A 16,638-nucleotide genomic window follows, 5' to 3' on the forward strand; every position below is an offset into this window, starting at 1 on the left:
CATGGAAAAGATCCAGACTGAGGGAACCGTTGTAGAACTCGACGGCGACGAGATGGCCCACCGGATGTGGACGCTGGTCAAGGAACGGCTGATCCTGCCGCACGTAGACGCTCCCATTTTGCGCTTCGACCTCTCACTGCCCAACCGCGAACGTACCGGTGACGCCGTGACCCATGACGCGGCTGCAGCCGTCGCCGAGCACCTGGTGGGCGTCAAGTGCGCTACTATCACCCCGGATGCGGGGCGGGCCGTGGAATACGGCCTCACGCGGCTCTGGCCCTCGCCCAACGGGACGTTGCGGAACGCTCTCAACGGCGTGCTCTTCCGCGAACCCATCATGATCGGCTCCGTACCGCGGCTTGTCCCGGGCTGGCGTAAGCCGATCGTGATCGGCCGCCACGCCCATGCGGACCAGTACAAGGCAGTGAACTTTGCCGCTCCAGGTGCAGGGCGTTTGACCTTGACCTACACCCCCGACGACGGATCCCCCGCCATCAGCCACGAAGTGACGTCCTTTCCGAGCGGCGGCGGCGTCGCCATGGGGATGTACAACTACACCGATTCGATCCGCGATTTTGCCCGGGCTTGCTTCTCGTACGGGCTCAAGCGCGGCTACCCGGTCTACTTGTCCACCAAGAACACCGTACTGAAGGCCTACGACGGCCAGTTCAAGGACGTCTTCGGGCAGGTTTACGACGGCGAATTCCGCACTGCGTTCGAAGCGGCCGGCATCGGCTACGAACACCGACTCATCGACGACATGGTGGCCTCCGCGCTGAGATGGGAGGGCGGCTATCTCTGGGCCTGCAAGAATTACGACGGCGACGTGCAGTCCGACATTGTGGCGCAGGGATTCGGATCGCCGGGCCTGATGACCTCAGTGCTGACCACACCAGAGGGCCGCACCCAGCTCACGGAAGCCGCGCACGGGACAATCGCCCGCCATCACCGGCGCCGCCTAGCAGGAGAAACCACGTCAACGAACCCGATCGCGACCATCTACGCCTGGACAAGGGCGCTGGCACACCGCGCCATGCTGGATGGCAACGTCGCCCTCGCCGGATTCGCTTCCGGACTCGAGGAGGCCGTGGTGAAAACCGTTGACCGCGGGATTCTGACGGCCGATCTGGCATCCTTATCAGAACCGGGAGCCTCCGGAGTGACTACCGAAGCGTTTTTGGACGCGGTGGCAGTGACGGTTGCCGACGCCAAGACGTCTGCCTAGGACTTTCGCCCCCAAAATTCTGCGCCTAACCTCTTGACCACCCATCAACCTCCCCTTAGCATTTTCATATAACAATATTATTTTTCCGCTATTCGGAATAGAAGCTAGGAAAGCTAAGAATTGGAGAACCAGCATGAATGCACCCAGCCCCGAAACCCAGACCGGACAGTCAACCACGGCCCACATCTACGAGGCCGGCGGGTCGGACCCGGATTTCTACATTCCGCCGACGCGGGCCCGGCACGGACAGGGCGGTCTGCTCAATACGCTGCGGAGCCTGCCGAGCCGGTTGGCTCGCGCCACGCGCGGCTAGCGTCACCTACAGCCAAGGCTGGCTCAGTTAAAGGAGTGAGGGCGGATCCTACGGGATCCGCCCTCACTCCTTTAACTGCCCTTCACGGGCTTAGGCGTCGCCTCCGGCGCTGCCCGAGGTTCCCGCGTTGACGTCGTCCAGCCGGTACCGGCGGAAGGCTTCGGCCGGGGCGTCTGCGGGCACCTTGCCCTGCGCAGCGAGCAACTGCAGGGCGCGGACCACCACGGAGTGGGCGTCGATGCTGAAGAAACGGCGTGCCGCGGCCCGCGTATCCGAGAACCCGAAGCCGTCAGCGCCAAGTGTGGCGAATTCGTTCGGCACATACTGGCGGATCTGGTCGGGCACCTGCGACATGTAGTCGGAAACCGCAACGACCGGCCCTTCGGCGCCCTCGAGCTGTTGCGCGACGAACGGTTTGCGCGCTTCGGAGCCGGGGTTCAGGAACATCTCCCGTTCCGCAGCCAGGCCATCTCGGCGCAGTTCATTCCAACTGGTCACGGACCAAACGTCGGCGCTGATACCCCAGTCCTCAGCCAGGATGCTCTGTGCCTCCAGGGCCCACGGAACTGCGACGCCGGATGCCAGCAACTGGGTCTTCGGCCCCTGGGCTTCCGCGGCCTTCAGCTTGTAGATGCCGCCCAGGACGCCGTCAATATCCAGACCTTCCGGCTCGGCCGGCTGGACGATCGGCTCGTTGTACACGGTGAGGTAGTACATGACGTTCGGATCCGGGTGGTTACCGCCGTACATGCGCTCCAGCCCGGCCCTCATGATGTGGCCGATCTCGTAGCCGAAGGCCGGATCATAGGTAACGACGGCGGGATTGGTCGCCGCGAGTACCGGCGAATGGCCGTCGGCGTGCTGCAACCCCTCCCCCGTCAGCGTAGTCCGGCCGGCCGTGGCGCCGATGATGAAGCCGCGGGTCATCTGGTCGGCGGCAGCCCAGAAGGAATCGCCCGTGCGCTGGAAGCCGAACATCGAATAGAACACGTAGATCGGTACGAGCGGTTCGCCGTGCGTGGCATAGGCAGTGCCGGCGGCGGTGAAGGCCGCGACTGCGCCGGCCTCGTTGATGCCCGGGTGGATCAGCTGCCCGGCCGGAGACTCCTTGTAGGCCAGGACCAGATCGCGGTCCACGGAGAGGTAGTTCTGGCCGCCGGGGTTGTAGATCTTCGCCGTCGGGAAGAACGCGTCCATACCGAAAGTCCGCGACTCATCTGGGACCACCGGAACCACGCGGTTGCCGAATTCCTTGTCCCGCATCAGGTCCTTCAGCAGCCGGACGAACGCCATGGTGGTGGCCGCCTGCTGCTTGCCGGACCCGCGCTTGGCAACCTCGTACGCCTTCGCCTCCGGGAGCTTGATCTCCGCGTGCTTGCTGCGGCGCTCCGGGACGGAACCGCCGAGGGCAGCACGCCGGTCCATCAGGTACTGGATCTCCGGCGCATCCGCGCCCGGGTGGTAGTACGGCGGCCGGTACGGGTCAGCCTCGAGCTGCTCGTCGCTGATGGGGATCCGCAGGTAATCGCGGAAGTCCTTCAGATCCTGCAGGGTTAGCTTCTTCATCTGGTGGGTTGCGTTCCGGCCTTCGAAGTGCGGACCGAGCCCGTAGCCCTTGACAGTCTTGACCAGGACTACCGTAGGCTTGCCCTTGAACTCGGTTGCCGCCTTATAGGCCGCGTAAACCTTGTGGTAATCGTGGCCGCCGCGCTTGAGGTTCCAGATCTCGGCATCGCTCAGGTCCGCGACCATGGCCTTGGTCTCCGGGGTCTTGCCGAAGAACTGGTCGCGGACGAAGCCGCCCGATTCCGCCTTGTAGGTCTGGTAGTCGCCGTCGGGGGTTTCGTTCATGATGTCCACGAGCGCGCCGTTGGTGTCCTTGGCCAGCAGGTTGTCCCATTCGCGGCCCCAGACCACTTTGACCACGTTCCAGCCGGCACCGCGGAAGAAGGCCTCGAGCTCCTGCATGATCTTGCCGTTGCCACGCACCGGCCCGTCCAGCCGCTGCAGGTTGCAGTTGACCACAAACGTGAGGTTGTCCAGCTTTTCGTTGGCGGCCAACTGGAGCAGGCCGCGGCTTTCCGGCTCGTCCATTTCGCCGTCGCCAAGGAAGGCCCAGACATGCTGGTCCGAGGTGTCCTTGATACCGCGGTTCTGCAGGTAGCGGTTGGACTGCGCCTGGTAGATGGCGTTCATCGGCCCGATGCCCATGGACACGGTGGGGAATTCCCAGAAGTGGGGCATCAGCCGCGGGTGCGGATATGAGGAGAGCGCATGACCGGCCTTCGACTTTTCCTGCCGGAAACCGTCCAGATCCTCCTCGGTGAGCCGGCCTTCCATGAAGGCGCGGGCATACATGCCGGGAGAGGCATGCCCCTGGAAGAAGACCTGGTCGCCGCCGCCCGGGTGATCCTTGCCGCGGAAAAAGTGGTTGAAGCCGACCTCATAGAGGGTGGCCGCTCCGGCGTAGGTGGAGATATGCCCGCCGACGCCTACCTCGGGACGCTGAGCCCGGTGGACCATGACGGCGGCATTCCAGCGCATCCAGGCGCGGTACTTGCGCTCGATTTCCTCATTGCCAGGGTAGTGCGGCTCCTGGTCTGCCGGGATGGTGTTGACGTAATCCGTGGTGGTCACCATCGGCACGCCGACGCTCTGCGCTCCTGCCCGCTGCAGGAGCGAGCGCATGATGAACTGGGCCCGGGCGGTACCTTGCGTGCTGATCAGCTGGTCCAGCGATTCGGACCACTCCGCGGTCTCTTCCGGATCACGGTCCGGCAACTGGTCGGCGAGCGCGCTCAGGATAGCCGGCGTCTCATCAATAACAGTCATGTGCTACCTCTCCATTGAGGACAGAGTTCTCCTGCCGTCTCATTTTTTATTTCCACAAGACGGAATGTTTATTCCGTTATGTAAGATACAGTGAACGATGTTGGTGCGTTCCCTGTCAACGTTATGACGAACACGCCCTGTAAGGAGAGCAGATGACATCCCAAGCTTCGGCACCCCAGGTGCTCACCGCCGTCGTTACCGGCGCTGGATCCGGCATTGGCCGCGCGGTGGCCCGTCAGCTGCTCGCGGCCGGCTTCTCACTTGCGCTGGCCGGACGGCGCCCTGAACTGCTCGCGGAGACCGCCGAGGACAACCCGGCGGCACTGGTGGTTCCGACGGACATCACGGATCCGGCAGACGTCGACCGACTCTTCAACGCCGTGCGTGAACGCTGGGGCCGGCTCGACCTGCTCTTCAACAATGCCGGCACCTTCGGCCCGGCGGCCGGCATCGACGAGATCAGCCTGGCCGACTGGAATGACACGGTGGCGGTGAACCTCACCGGTGCCATGCTGTGTGCTGCGGCGGCATTCCGGCAGATGAAGGTCCAGCAGCCGCAAGGTGGCAGGATCATCAACAATGGCTCCATTTCCGCGCACACGCCGCGGCCGCGCTCGGTGGCGTACGCGGCGACCAAGCACGCCTTGACCGGGTTAACTAAGTCCATCGAACTCGACGGCAGGCCGTACGGCGTCAGCTGCGGCCAGATAGATATCGGCAACACCTCGACCGGCCTCCTGCACGGCGTCGGCATCAGCGACGGCGCCCTGCAGCCGGACGGCAGCAGACGTGTCGAGCCGACGTTCGACGTCGATGAGGCCGCCCGCGCGGTGGTCCTCATGGCCACGTTGCCGGCCCAGGCGAACATCAACCAGCTCACCATTACCGCTTCCGGAATGCCGTACATCGGCCGGGGCTAGAGGAGACACTATGAGACAGGCAAAGATCATTGCCACGTTCGGCCCTTCCGTTGCCACCTACGAAAGTACTGTGCAACTCCTGAGGGCGGGAGTCGACGTCGCACGTTTGAACATGAGCCACGGCGAGCACGCGGTGCACGAGGAGACGTACAACAATATCCGCAAGGCCGCTGCCGAGCTGGACCAGCCGATCGCCATCTTCGCCGACCTGCAGGGGCCGAAGATCCGGCTGGGCAGGTTCGCCGCCGGGCCGCACGAACTGCGCGTAGGGGACACCTTCACCATCACCACCGAGGACTTCGCCGGCACCCCTGAGCTCTGTTCGACGACGCACAAGGGCCTGCCGCAGGACGTCACCGCGGGCGATACGCTGCTGATCGACGACGGGAAGGTTGCCCTGCGCGCCGTCGCGGTGGATGACACCCGTGTAGTCACGGAGGTCACGGTGCCCGGCGCCGTCTCCAACAACAAGGGCATCAACCTCCCGGGGGTCGCGGTCAACGTCCCGGCCCTGAGTGACAAGGACGAGGCCGACCTGCGCTGGGCGCTGCGCATCGGCGTCGACATGGTCGCCCTGTCCTTTGTGCGCAATGCCGCGGATATCCAGCGCGTGCACGAGATCATGGGCGAAGAGGGACGCCGTACCCCCGTCATCGCGAAAATCGAGAAGCCGCAGGCCGTGGATGCGCTGGCCGAAATCGTCGCGGCCTTCGACGCCATCATGGTGGCCCGCGGGGACCTGGGTGTGGAGCTGCCGCTCGAAGACGTGCCCGTTGTGCAGAAGAACGCCATTGAACTGGCGCGGCGATCGGCGAAACCCGTCATTGTGGCGACGCAGGTGCTGGAATCCATGATCGACAATCCCCGGCCCACCCGGGCCGAGGCGTCGGACTGCGCAAACGCAGTGCTCGACGGCGCGGATGCGGTCATGCTCTCCGGCGAGACCAGCGTGGGGAAGTATCCGGTGGAGACCGTGCAGACCATGGCACGTATCATCGAGTCCACCGAGCAGCACGGGCTGGAGCGCGTCCCGCCGCTGGGCAGCAAACCGAAAACCCGCGGCGGTGCCATAACCCGTGCGGCGGTGGAGATTGCGGACCAGCTCGACGCCAGGTGCATCTGCGTTTTCACGCAGTCCGGAGATTCGGCCCGCCGGCTGTCCCGGCTCCGTCCGAACAAGCCCCTGTTTGCCTTCACGCCGGTGCAGTCGACCCTGAACGTGATGGCGCTGATGTGGGGCATCCAGCCGCGGCTGGTCGACTTCGCCGAGCACACCGACCACATGACGGCCCAGGTGGATCGGGTCCTCTATGAGCAGAACCTGGCGGAAATCGATGAACTGGTAGTGATCGCCGCCGGTTCTCCCCCGGGCCAGGCCGGTTCTACCAACTCCCTGCGCGTCCACCGGGTGGGTGACATTGCCGACGCCGGAGAACAGTTAGCCGCGCGGCAGCAGGCGTAGGCGCGTCAGCTCTTGCTCGTTGATTTGGCGACGGCCGCCAGCCCCAGCAGGCAGCAGACCAGCCAGATGGCAGCCGCGGGCCCCAGTGGGGCGGCGACCAGGCCGCCGGCCAGCGGGATGACCACCTGGCCGATGCGGTTGCCGAGCAGCCTGATGGCCAGGGCCGCGCCGCGGGACTGCGGGGAAACGGCCTGGGTAATCAGGCTCATGGTCAGCGGCTGGCCCAGGCCCAGCAGGAAGCCGCCGACGAACAGGGCGATTCCCGCTACCCAGAGTGCGTCGAGGAAGAACGGTGCGACGGCGATGGCCGCGCCGGAGCCTACCAGGCTGGCGATCAGCAACTGGTAGCGGGTCCACCTCTGGATGAGTTGGGCCAGGATGACGCGGGAAATGATGGAGGCTCCGGCGCGCACGGCCAGCAGGATGCCCACCCAGACCGGGGCCACGCCATGTTCCTCCGCCACCAGCGGCAGGAAGGCCACCAGAATGTCGATGGCGGAGAGCAGGGCCAGCGAAGCGGCCATGTTCCAGGCGACGCCGGGGGTGCGCAGAATGGCCAGGGCGCCTTCCCTCGGCAGCGCCTTCGCCCCTGACTGCTGTCCCCCACGGCCGCCGGTGCGCGATTTCACCAGCATGGCCGGGGCGCCTGCCAGCGCGATGCCGGCAGCCAGCAGCAGGGCGGTGTTCACAGAGGCCATCCGGGCATCGCCGGTAGTTTCCAGCCCGCCGCCCAACAGCAGGCCCGCCAGCAGCGGCCCGATCAGCTGGCCCAGGGAGAAGGCGGCGGTGAACCAGCCGAAGCCGCTGTCCAGCTGGCTCAGCGGGGCATACCGCGCAATGGCCGATTGACCGGCGATGGTAAAGACCAGATGGCCCATGCCCAGCAGCGCGCTGGCCACGCCGATCCAGAGGAAGTCTCCTGCCGCCGCCAGCAGCAACGCCGCCACGGAAAGCAGGACTGCCCCGAGCACCACCATGCCGCGCAATGACTGCACCCGGTCGCTCACGCGGCCCAGCCAGAGCGCGGCGACCACGGGCAGGATGGCGTAGACGGCGGTAACCACACCGATCACGGCGGCATCCCCGCCGAGCGCCAGGAGTTTATAGGAGATCACCGGCCGGGCCAGGTTCAGCGCCGTCTGCGTCAGCACGGCCGCGCCGATCAGGACCCACAACCACAGCCGCGAGCTGTGCTTCTCTGCTGCTGGTTCGCTCATTTCCCCTGGTTCCCTCGAATGCCCGCCCCTATTCTGCCCTGCCACGCAACCGTTCGCCGCAAAACCATTGCGGCGTTACGGCTACGGTGGTCGAATAGTGTCCATGGCTACCGCCGGTACAACAGTTCTCGCGATCGGTACGAAGAAAGGCCTGTGGCTGGCAACCAGCACAGACCGGGTCAACTGGTCGCTGTCCGCACCGCACTTTTTAATGAATGAGATACCGAGCATCGGGATCGACCAGCGCGGCGGCCGCACCCGGCTGCTCGTCGGCGCCCGCTCCGAGCACTGGGGACCCACGGTCTTCCACTCGGACGATCTGGGCGGAACCTGGACCGAACCCGAAAACGGCGCCATCCGCTTCGCCGAAGAGGACGGCGCCGCGTTGGAGCGGATCTGGCAGCTTTATCCGGACGCGGAGAACCGCCCCGGCGTCGTCTGGGCCGGCTGCGAACCGATCTCGGTCTGGAAATCCACCGACGGCGGGGAGCACTTCGAGCTCAACCGCAGCCTTTGGGCGCACCCGGACAAGGACCAGTGGGGCGCCGGCTTCGGCGGGGCCGCTGCACACTCCGTCCTGCCCAGCCCAGCGGACGAAAACACTGTCCATGTCGCGATGAGCACCGGCGGCGTCTACCGGACCACGGACGGCGGGACGAGCTGGACCGCGCGCAACCACGGCATCAGCGCCTACTTCATGCCGGACCCCAATCCCGAAGTCGGTCAGTGCGTGCACAAAATCGCGCGGGATCCCGAGGTACCCACCACGCTGTTCGCGCAGAACCACCACGGCGTCTACCGTTCGGACGACAACGCTGACACCTGGGTTTCCATCGCGGACGGCCTGCCCACGGACTTCGGTTTTGCCATGCTCACGCACCCGCGGAAGTCCGGCACCGCCTGGGTTATTCCGATCAAGGCCGACGGCGAACGCATTCCGCCGGACGGCCAGCTCGCCGTCCACCGCACCAGCGACGGCGGTAACTCCTGGACCCGGCTGCACACCGGTTTGCCGGACAACGAGTTCAACGTGGTGCTGCGCGATGCAGCCGCCGTGGACGGCGCGGATCCGGCCGGCGTCTACTTCGGTACCCGCGGCGGCTCTGTCTATGCGAGCGCCGATGAAGGCGAGGTCTTCGTCGAAGTCGCCTCTCACCTGCCGGACGTGCTTTGTGTCCGTGCCGCCACAACCAACGACGGCGGCCGGTAGCCGATGAATGAGACCACCCTGGCGGTCACCGTCGTCGTCCCTAGTCTCCTGGCCAAGGTGACCGGCGACCGGCGCGAACTGCGTGTGCCGGTGGAGAACGGGGCAACCGTGGCCCAGGTGCTGGACCGGCTCGCCGCGGAATATCCCGTGTTCGACCGGCGGGTGCGCAACGAAATGGGCGCGGTCCGCCGGTATGTGAACCTTTATGTGGACGGGGAAGACATCCGCGGGTTGGACGGCCCCGCCACCCGCATCGGGCCCGGGCAGGAGTTACTGATCATCCAGTCCGTCGCCGGCGGCTAGAACGGGCACAGCCCGTCCCGGCCACCGGCGACCAAGCCGTACGCAACTCAACCAGGAGGTTCAAGATGACTACCGACAATGGCGGTTTGCCCGACCCGAAGGAAGCGGACGCAGCCGACGTGCAGTGGCAGAACGAGCCCCTGCAGGATGACTCGGATAGCGACGCCACTCCGCTGGAACGCCCGGCATCTTGGGAAGCCAATGATGCCGACGTGCAGGAGCAGGCCCTGTCCATCAATCCGGACGAAGATGACGACTACCCCCACGGCGAGGTGCCCTAACAACAATAGAATTCTGGTATGCAGAATTCGAAGGCGCAGCGGAAGAAGCCGACCTACTCCATCGACGCCGTCGATAATGCCCTCCAGCTGCTCCAGTTGCTGCGCGACCTGGGGAGCGTGCGGCTCAAGGATGCGGCCACCGAGCTTAATGTCGCGCCGTCCACCGCGCACCGGCTGCTGGCCATGCTCGTCTACCGCGGTTTTGCCATCCAGGACGAGTCGAAGCGGTACCTGCCCGGGCCCTCGCTCGGGGTGGGGCCCGCCGGCATCGGTTGGACGACGCAGCTGCGCAGCATCGCCCAGCCTCATTTGGAACTGCTGGCAGCCCGGCTGAACGAAACCGTCAACCTGATGATCCGCGTCGGCACGCAGGTACGTTTCCTCAGCACCGTTGAAGGCTCGAACATCCTGCGCATCGGCGACCGGCAGGGAACGGTACTTCCCGCGAATTCAGCCTCGGGAGGCAAAGCCATCCTGGCTGAACTGGACCGGGAAGTGCTGGAACAGTTGTTCCGCACGAACAATGCGGACATCAGCGGCGCCGCCATCCCTGCGGCCGACTACCCGGGCTTCCTGCAGGAACTTGACGCCATCCGGGCCAACGGCTTCGCCGCCAACTTCGAAGGAACAGAGGAAGGCGTCAGCGCCCTCGGCGCAGCCATCCACGATGCCGCCGGAGTAGTAGTCGGCGCAATAAGCGTGGCCATTCCGACAACGCGCTTCCGCAAACAGTTCGACGCCGGCCTCGTCCACGAAGTGTTCAAGACGCGCCAGTCGCTCGAAGCCGACCTGGCATTGGCGTTCGCCGGGTAGCGGGCATGTCCGGGGAGCATCAGACGAAAGGAATTTGCGGTCGATAGGCGGATACAGCTCGAGCCGCGGGTACCGTGGGATCTAAACGTCTCTCGGCAAGGAGTACCAATGGCAGCGAGTCATGACTTGGCCACCGACCCCGCCCTGCAGGAAGCACTGCTGACCGTGCGCCGCGGGACCCAGTTCTTCGGCCGCAAGCTCAACGAACTGCCCGACGACGCACTCCAAGCGCCCTCGTTGCTGCCGGAATGGACCCGCGCCCATGTCATCGCACACGTCGGCTACAACGCCCGCGCGATCGCCCGCCTGATGAAGTGGGCCAACACCGGCAACGAAACACCTATGTATTCCTCCTGGGACGCGCGCAACGCTGAAATCGAGCACGGCGCCGCCCTGTCTCCCAAGGAACTGCGGAACCTCTATACGGACTCCGCCGCGCAGCTCGACGCGGCATGGCGCGACACCCCGCCGGACGCCTGGGAACACCATGTCAAAACCGCGCAGGGCCGAACCGTCCCCGCCTCGGAAACCGTATGGATGCGTACCCGCGAAATCTGGATACACGCCGTTGACCTGAACAATGGTGCTGCCTTCGTCCAGATCCCTGCCCACGTCCTCAACCGTTTGCTTCAAGAGATCACCGGAGCCTGGAAAAGCCGCGGCGACGACAAAGACCTGCTCCTCAAAGTTACCGATGCCTCAACCGTGACGGAATTCGGTGACCTCGGCTCCGACAATCCTGACGTCATCAGCGGCACCCTTGCCGACATCACGGCCTTCGCCGCCGGCCGCTCCACCAAAGGCATCACCTCCAGCAAACAGCAAAGCCCGACGGCGCCCCGCTGGCTCTAGCCGGATCAGGCATTGGCGCGAAGCGCGTGCTTCTGGATCTTCCCGGTGGCGTTGCGGGGCAGCTCGTCGACGAGCACGATGTCACGGGGCACCTTGTAGGTGGCCAGGCGCTGCTTGAGCTCTTCGCGCATCGCTTCGCTGGTCACGTGCGTATCGGGCGCGAGGACAACGAAGGCCCGCCCCGTTTCGCCCCACTTATCGTCCGGCACACCGATCACGGCTGCCTCCTGCACCCCGGAAACGCTGAGCAGGGCGTTCTCCACCTCGGCCGGGTAGACGTTCTCGCCGCCGGAGATGTACATGTCCTTGATCCGGTCCTTAATGAACATGTAGCCGTCCTCGTCGACCACGGCGATGTCGCCGGAGTGGTACCAGCCGCCGTCGAGGGCCTTGGCGGTCTCCTCGGGCTTGTTCCAGTAGCCGGCCATGACGTTGGGACCCTGGACTATGACCTCGCCGGGGACCCCGGGCGGGACCGGCTTGCCATCGAGGTCCACCACCTGGTTTTCGGTAAAGAAGTGGGCTCTCCCCGCCGAGCCGGCCTTAGCCAAGCCGTCACGGGGTTCGAGCATGCAGACGCCGGGGCCGGTTTCGGTCATCCCGAAGCCCTGCATGATGGCAACCTTCTTGTCCTGCCAGGTCCGGATGGTCCGCTCCGGCAGCGGCGAGCCACCCACCATGAATCCCCGCACCGTGGAGAGATCCGCCTCCGGGAAGGCCGGATCGCTGCTCAGGGCATCGAGCATGGCCGGCACCAGGAAGGCCGAGGTTACCCGGGACTGTTCCATCTCGGCCAGCACGGCCGCGGCTTTGAAAGTCCGGTGGATGATGATGCGCCCGCCCAGCGTGAATGTAGGCAGGGTCATCATGTTCAGCCCGGCGATATGGAACAGCGGTGCGGCGGCAAGGTGGACCTCGTCCTGCCGGAGGTCCTGGCCGATCAGCGCATTGACGTACTGGTAGAACAGATTGTTGTGCGTCAGCATCGCCCCCTTGGGGCGGCCGGTGGTTCCGGAGGTGTACATGATCAGGGCGAGGGCCTCAAGATCGACGTCGTCCTGGACGGGTTCTTGGCTCCCGGCGGCCAGGAAGTCCTCGAACAGGGCTCCCGGCCCGCCGCCGTCGACGCTGAGCCACTGCTGGATGTCGAGCTCGGCGGCGAGTTCCTCGGCATTGCCCCGCTGGTCCTCGCCGAAGACCACAACCATAGCTCCGCAGTCACGCAGGATGTAGTCAACTTCCGGTTTCCGGAGCCGCGGGTTGATCAGCACGCAAACGGCACCGATAAGACCGGCCGCGAAGAACGTTTCCAGCAATGCAGGATGGTTAAAGCCCGCGTAGGCCACCCGGTCCCCCTTGGATACTCCGGCACCGGCGAGGGCATTGGCCAGCCGGGTAACGCGCTGATCAAACTCACGATAAGTCCGCTCCCGGCCTTCGAAGACGACGCAGACATCGTCCGGGCGGACCTTCGCGCGGCGGGCGGGCCACGAACCTATGCCGAGATTCACTGCAACTCCTTCGTAGCGGGATCACGTCTCAAACCATTGGAACAGCCTTTTATTGATATTGTCAACGATTCCACAGGAAAGCCGGGCACCGCCCGCGGGCTTCCCTTAACCTTCCACGCGGATGCCGAGACTGGCGCGGCTACGCCTGCCCGCCCGTGGTTAGCACAGTGAGCTCTCCGGCCTTGAGCACCCCGAACGCGAAGGCCAAGAGCGCAGGGGCCAGCAGCGACGAGAGTCGGAACGCATGCCCCTTCTTCCAGCGCCACAGCGCCAGCACTCCCACCGCCAGGCCGTAAGCCAGCGCAATCAGCGCCGCCACTGAGGATCCTTGGCCCCAGAAATAGGGGAGGCAGACGACGGCGGCAAGCAGCAGTTCGGCGATGCCCACTCCACGCTGGACGGCGGCACGGGGCTCGTCGGCATAAATAAACCACGGGAAACGGAAGATGTTGGTCAAGGCGCTGCCCAGCAAGAGCGCGACAAACGCTATATGGGCAAACGCCACCATGATTTCGTAGACCCCATACCCGTCATTGGCCACCATTATGTTCCGCACACTTTCGTCCGATTGATCATTCCTCTAGATCGAACCTGTGAACGGGCGGGCCTGTTCCAAAAGGGCTGCCAGTGAGACCGACGCCACTTCGGCCCCACGGGCAGCAGAAAGCCCCGCGCAGTTGGGGGGAAACGCGGGGCTTTCTTGGGTAACTGCGCGGCAAAACGCAGTTGAATTAGGTCAGCTGGGCCTTAGTTGGCCGGCAGCTGCAGAACCTGGTCAACGAAGATCAGGTTCGGGTTGCTGACGGTGTCAGCGTTGGCTGCGTGCAGTGCCTGCCAGCCACCCTCGATGCCAAGCTCGGTGGCAATGGTGTTGAGGGTATCGCCAGCCTGCACGGCGTAGGTCTCGCCGCTGACGGCAACCTGGGCCTGGACCGGAGCCTGCGCGGCCGGTGCCTGGGCAACCGGGGCCTGCTGGACAGGTGCCTGCTCGACGGGGGCTTCCTGGACCGGAGCCTCAACCGGGGCCTGTGCCGCGGCGTATTCGGCAGGTGCTTCCTGGACCGGTGCCTCGGCAGGTGCGGGAGCCGGTGCTCCGCCGCCGCCGTTCAGGCCCAGCTTGGCCGAGCATGCGGGCCATGCGCCCCAGCCCTGGGTTGCCTGGACCTTCTCGGCTACAGCAATCTGCTCAGCCTTGCTTGCATTCTGCGGGCTTCCGCTGCCGCCGAATGCTGCCCAAGTGCTGGGGGTGAACTGCAGTCCACCCGAGAAGCCGTTGCCGGTGTTGATGCTCCAGTCGCCGCCGCTTTCGCATTCGGCCAGGGCGTCCCATGTGGCGGTGTCGGCAGCGTTGGCCGGGGTTCCGACCATGGCTACACCGGCACCGGTGAGGGCTACTGCCGCAAGGCCTCCGCGCAGGGCACGGCTGAAGTTCTTGTTCTTATTTGAGTTCACGATGCTCCGCAGGGCCACCTTCGCTCCATCCGTCCCCGGACTTCACTGCGCCGCCGTCAACCACTCGTTTGGATCGAGGTCATTTTCGACGTCTGCCATGTTGACGGCATTCGGTGTTGGGCAGCGCCGAGCATATTCGGTTTTCAGTAAGTCTGCCGGTTGGGATCCGGCTCCCCCGAACGGGGGTCATCCCCGCACAAGCCGCCACGTTACCGGACTGTTATCAACGATGCAAAATCGTGATGAATCGTTCCGCGTGTCGCGCCGCGTGTCGTGCGTCTGCCAACTCGCTGTTTTACTCGCTGCGCCGGGGTTAGCAGGAGGGCTGTTCCGACCGGGTCACGGCGAGGGTACTTTCGCCCGGTTTCCAATGTAGCTAAAAACGCTTGATGTACCGTCTCACCTGCGCAAATACCCCAACGCTCGATGTCGGCCCCGCCCCGAAATTATCGACGGCGGCAGTGCGCCCGGGACAACAAAAATACGAACGAATTCTGCTCGTCGAGGCGGCCCGGAACCCTCTCTGAAAAAAATTTTGCGGCCCGGTGGCGTAGAGCCCGGCAAACACCCCGAACACTTACTGCGGAAAACTGCAGGTGCGCCGGGAATACACTGGCTCGGGCCCGGGTTGCCGCGAAGGGAACCATAACCGCTACAAGGAGTTGATTGACCGTGGCCAGGAATAGCCTGCTGGCACTGCTGCGCGAGGACCTCAAGGCCGCGCGCGCCCAGGACCCGGCCGCGAACTCGGATCTGGAAGTCGGCTTCGCCTACTCCGGGGTGCACGCCGTCTGGGCCCATCGCATTGCCCACGCCATGTGGAACCGGCCGCACCTGCGCACCGGTGCGCGGCTGCTGTCCCAGTTCGCCCGGTTCCTCACCGGGATCGAAATCCATCCCGCGGCCACCTTGGGCCGCCGCGTGTTCATCGACCACGGCACCAAGATTGTCATTGGCGAAACCTCCGTGATCGGCGACGACGTAATGATGTACCAAGGTGTCACCCTGGGAGGCCGGGCGTTGGATAAGACCAAGCGGCATCCGACCGTCGGCAACCGCGTGATGCTGGGCTCCGGTTGCCGGATTCTGGGCCCCGTGAGCATTGGCGACGATTCAGCGATCGGCGCCAACGCCGTCGTCGTAACGGATATCCCCGCCAACTCCGTAGCCATCGGCGTGCCTGCTCAGTGGCGGCATAAAGACGGCAATTATCCGCTGGATCCGCGTCTGGACCTGATCGACCCGGCGTTCCTGCTCTGATAAAAGACCGGCAGCCGGGCAGCAGCGCCACTTGGACACTGCCACCCGGCTGCCGTGAGGCCCTGGCTGCTAGCTCAAGCCTTAGCTCTGGCGGCGCTTGACCATAAAGGCGCCTGCTGCCCCCGCCGTGACCAGCAGGCCAAGTCCTGCTGCGCCCCATGCTGCCGGGGAAACCGACGTGGTGGCCGCGGAACGGTCTGCCTTCAGTTCCTTGGGCTCTTTGTCCTCCTTGGGTCCGGTCTGCCCATTGGCCGGCGGTCCGGTGACGACAACCGAAGCCGTGCCGACTTCGCCGCTTTCATCGCCCTCCACGGAGATCCAGTGGCGGCCCGGCTTGTCGATCGAAATCTCGTCCGAGAACTCGCCCGAGGCATTGGCCGAGGTGGTCTTCGTGAATCCGCGGAAGTTTTTGGTGGACTGGTTCTGGGCCACGGTGATGGTGGCCTCTTCGTTGGCCTCGAGACCTGCACCGGAAACGGTGAATTCCTCGCCGGCCTGGACGCTGCCGGCCGATACGACAACGGATAGTTCCGGGGCGGGGTACTGGGCATCGGAGGCGTAGGCCGCGGTGCCGGCTGACAGGGTAAGCGCAGCGGACAGGGCCACTGCTGAGACTATCTTCTTCATATTTGATGCTCGATTCGTGTTGGGGAGAGTGCGAATCACTGACAAGGCCTGCGGACAGGCCAAAGGGCGCTGCTAACTGCGGCGCCCCCGGAAAGCGACTTTATCGTTTCACCACGCGAAAGCAACCTTTTACTACCTCACCAGTGGACATATCATCCAAAGTTAACCTCGGCCAGCTGCTCCAAATTGAAGCTGTTTCGGCATCGGCCGCTGTCGCTGTCGTTGGTTCCGGGGCACTTCAAATGCCCCGATGCGACGTATTCAGCCCAAGCCGGCAGCCCCGTGGTGCGGCCCAAACCTGCCCGGCTACGCTAAGGCAGAAATGCATAGATGGACTGCTGCTGAAAGGGCGGTGAGCGA

16 protein-coding genes are annotated in these 16,638 nt (G+C 64.8%); 10 read left to right on the plus strand and 6 right to left on the minus strand.

The features are described 5' to 3' along the window. Position 1: 1 nt before the first annotated feature. Together J5251_RS03115 and J5251_RS03120 are read left to right on the plus strand one after the other, a co-directional pair. Complete coding sequence (locus J5251_RS03115; RefSeq protein ID WP_208575143.1) at positions 2-1,225, plus strand: NADP-dependent isocitrate dehydrogenase; 1,224 nt, start codon at positions 2-4, stop codon at positions 1,223-1,225. A 133-nt stretch (positions 1,226-1,358) separates the two neighbouring features. Further along, the gene (locus tag J5251_RS03120; protein ID WP_208575144.1) at positions 1,359-1,538 is read left to right on the plus strand and encodes a hypothetical protein; all 180 of its coding nucleotides are present in this window, start codon (positions 1,359-1,361) and stop codon (positions 1,536-1,538) included. Positions 1,539-1,628: 90 nt separating this feature from the next. Here the strand turns inward: J5251_RS03120 and aceE are convergent, their stop codons facing one another. After that, positions 1,629-4,370: a pyruvate dehydrogenase (acetyl-transferring), homodimeric type gene (gene aceE, locus J5251_RS03125; protein WP_208575145.1), complete on the minus strand. Its 2,742-nt coding sequence runs from the start codon at positions 4,368-4,370 to the stop codon at positions 1,629-1,631. A 152-nt stretch (positions 4,371-4,522) separates the two neighbouring features. Between aceE and J5251_RS03130 the strand changes: the two genes are divergently transcribed. Both J5251_RS03130 and pyk read left to right on the plus strand, forming a co-directional pair. Beyond that, positions 4,523-5,290 (plus strand): SDR family oxidoreductase, encoded by a 768-nt coding sequence (locus J5251_RS03130; RefSeq protein WP_208575146.1) that lies wholly within the window; start codon positions 4,523-4,525, stop codon positions 5,288-5,290. Between the two features lie 10 nt (positions 5,291-5,300). Beyond that, positions 5,301-6,752 carry a pyruvate kinase gene (gene pyk, locus J5251_RS03135; protein WP_208575147.1) on the plus strand — a complete coding sequence of 484 codons (1,452 nt, stop codon included), beginning with the start codon at positions 5,301-5,303 and terminating at the stop codon, positions 6,750-6,752. A 5-nt stretch (positions 6,753-6,757) separates the two neighbouring features. On the opposite strand, the gene J5251_RS03140 is transcribed toward pyk, so the two are convergent. Continuing rightward, complete coding sequence (locus tag J5251_RS03140; RefSeq protein WP_208575148.1) at positions 6,758-7,969, minus strand: MFS transporter; 1,212 nt, start codon at positions 7,967-7,969, stop codon at positions 6,758-6,760. A gap of 94 nt (positions 7,970-8,063) precedes the next feature. Between J5251_RS03140 and J5251_RS03145 the strand changes: the two genes are divergently transcribed. From J5251_RS03145 to J5251_RS03165, 5 genes are all read left to right on the plus strand, one after another. Further along, complete coding sequence (locus J5251_RS03145) at positions 8,064-9,179, plus strand: WD40/YVTN/BNR-like repeat-containing protein (RefSeq protein ID WP_208576034.1); 1,116 nt, start codon at positions 8,064-8,066, stop codon at positions 9,177-9,179. 3 nt (positions 9,180-9,182) lie between these two features. Then, the gene (locus tag J5251_RS03150) at positions 9,183-9,482 is read left to right on the plus strand and encodes a MoaD/ThiS family protein (RefSeq protein WP_208575149.1); all 300 of its coding nucleotides are present in this window, start codon (positions 9,183-9,185) and stop codon (positions 9,480-9,482) included. Between the two features lie 65 nt (positions 9,483-9,547). Continuing rightward, positions 9,548-9,763: a hypothetical protein gene (locus J5251_RS03155; RefSeq protein ID WP_208575150.1), complete on the plus strand. Its 216-nt coding sequence runs from the start codon at positions 9,548-9,550 to the stop codon at positions 9,761-9,763. An 18-nt stretch (positions 9,764-9,781) separates the two neighbouring features. Further along, complete coding sequence (locus tag J5251_RS03160) at positions 9,782-10,576, plus strand: IclR family transcriptional regulator (RefSeq protein ID WP_139005574.1); 795 nt, start codon at positions 9,782-9,784, stop codon at positions 10,574-10,576. Between the two features lie 108 nt (positions 10,577-10,684). Continuing rightward, positions 10,685-11,428 carry a maleylpyruvate isomerase family mycothiol-dependent enzyme gene (locus J5251_RS03165; RefSeq protein WP_208575151.1) on the plus strand — a complete coding sequence of 248 codons (744 nt, stop codon included), beginning with the start codon at positions 10,685-10,687 and terminating at the stop codon, positions 11,426-11,428. Between the two features lie 5 nt (positions 11,429-11,433). Here the strand turns inward: J5251_RS03165 and J5251_RS03170 are convergent, their stop codons facing one another. The 3 genes from J5251_RS03170 to J5251_RS03180 form a co-directional block, all read right to left on the minus strand. Beyond that, complete coding sequence (locus J5251_RS03170; RefSeq protein ID WP_208575152.1) at positions 11,434-12,939, minus strand: acyl-CoA synthetase; 1,506 nt, start codon at positions 12,937-12,939, stop codon at positions 11,434-11,436. A 139-nt stretch (positions 12,940-13,078) separates the two neighbouring features. After that, positions 13,079-13,495 carry a hypothetical protein gene (locus J5251_RS03175; protein ID WP_244250779.1) on the minus strand — a complete coding sequence of 139 codons (417 nt, stop codon included), beginning with the start codon at positions 13,493-13,495 and terminating at the stop codon, positions 13,079-13,081. 191 nt (positions 13,496-13,686) lie between these two features. Beyond that, positions 13,687-14,391, minus strand: a complete 705-nt coding sequence (locus tag J5251_RS03180; protein ID WP_431188567.1) for a transglycosylase family protein — start codon at positions 14,389-14,391, stop codon at positions 13,687-13,689. Between the two features lie 672 nt (positions 14,392-15,063). Here J5251_RS03180 and epsC point away from each other — a divergent pair. Then, entirely contained in the window at positions 15,064-15,651 is a 588-nt protein-coding gene (gene epsC, locus J5251_RS03185; RefSeq protein WP_171059381.1) for a serine O-acetyltransferase EpsC, read from the plus strand. Between the two features lie 81 nt (positions 15,652-15,732). On the opposite strand, the gene J5251_RS03190 is transcribed toward epsC, so the two are convergent. Then, positions 15,733-16,278, minus strand: coding sequence for a hypothetical protein (locus tag J5251_RS03190; protein WP_139005577.1), 546 nt, complete (start codon positions 16,276-16,278; stop codon positions 15,733-15,735). Between the last annotated feature and the right edge of the window lie 360 nt (positions 16,279-16,638).

It is taken from the genome of Arthrobacter crystallopoietes, from assembly GCF_017603825.1.
GTDB classification, from domain to species: domain Bacteria; phylum Actinomycetota; class Actinomycetes; order Actinomycetales; family Micrococcaceae; genus Crystallibacter; species Crystallibacter crystallopoietes_B.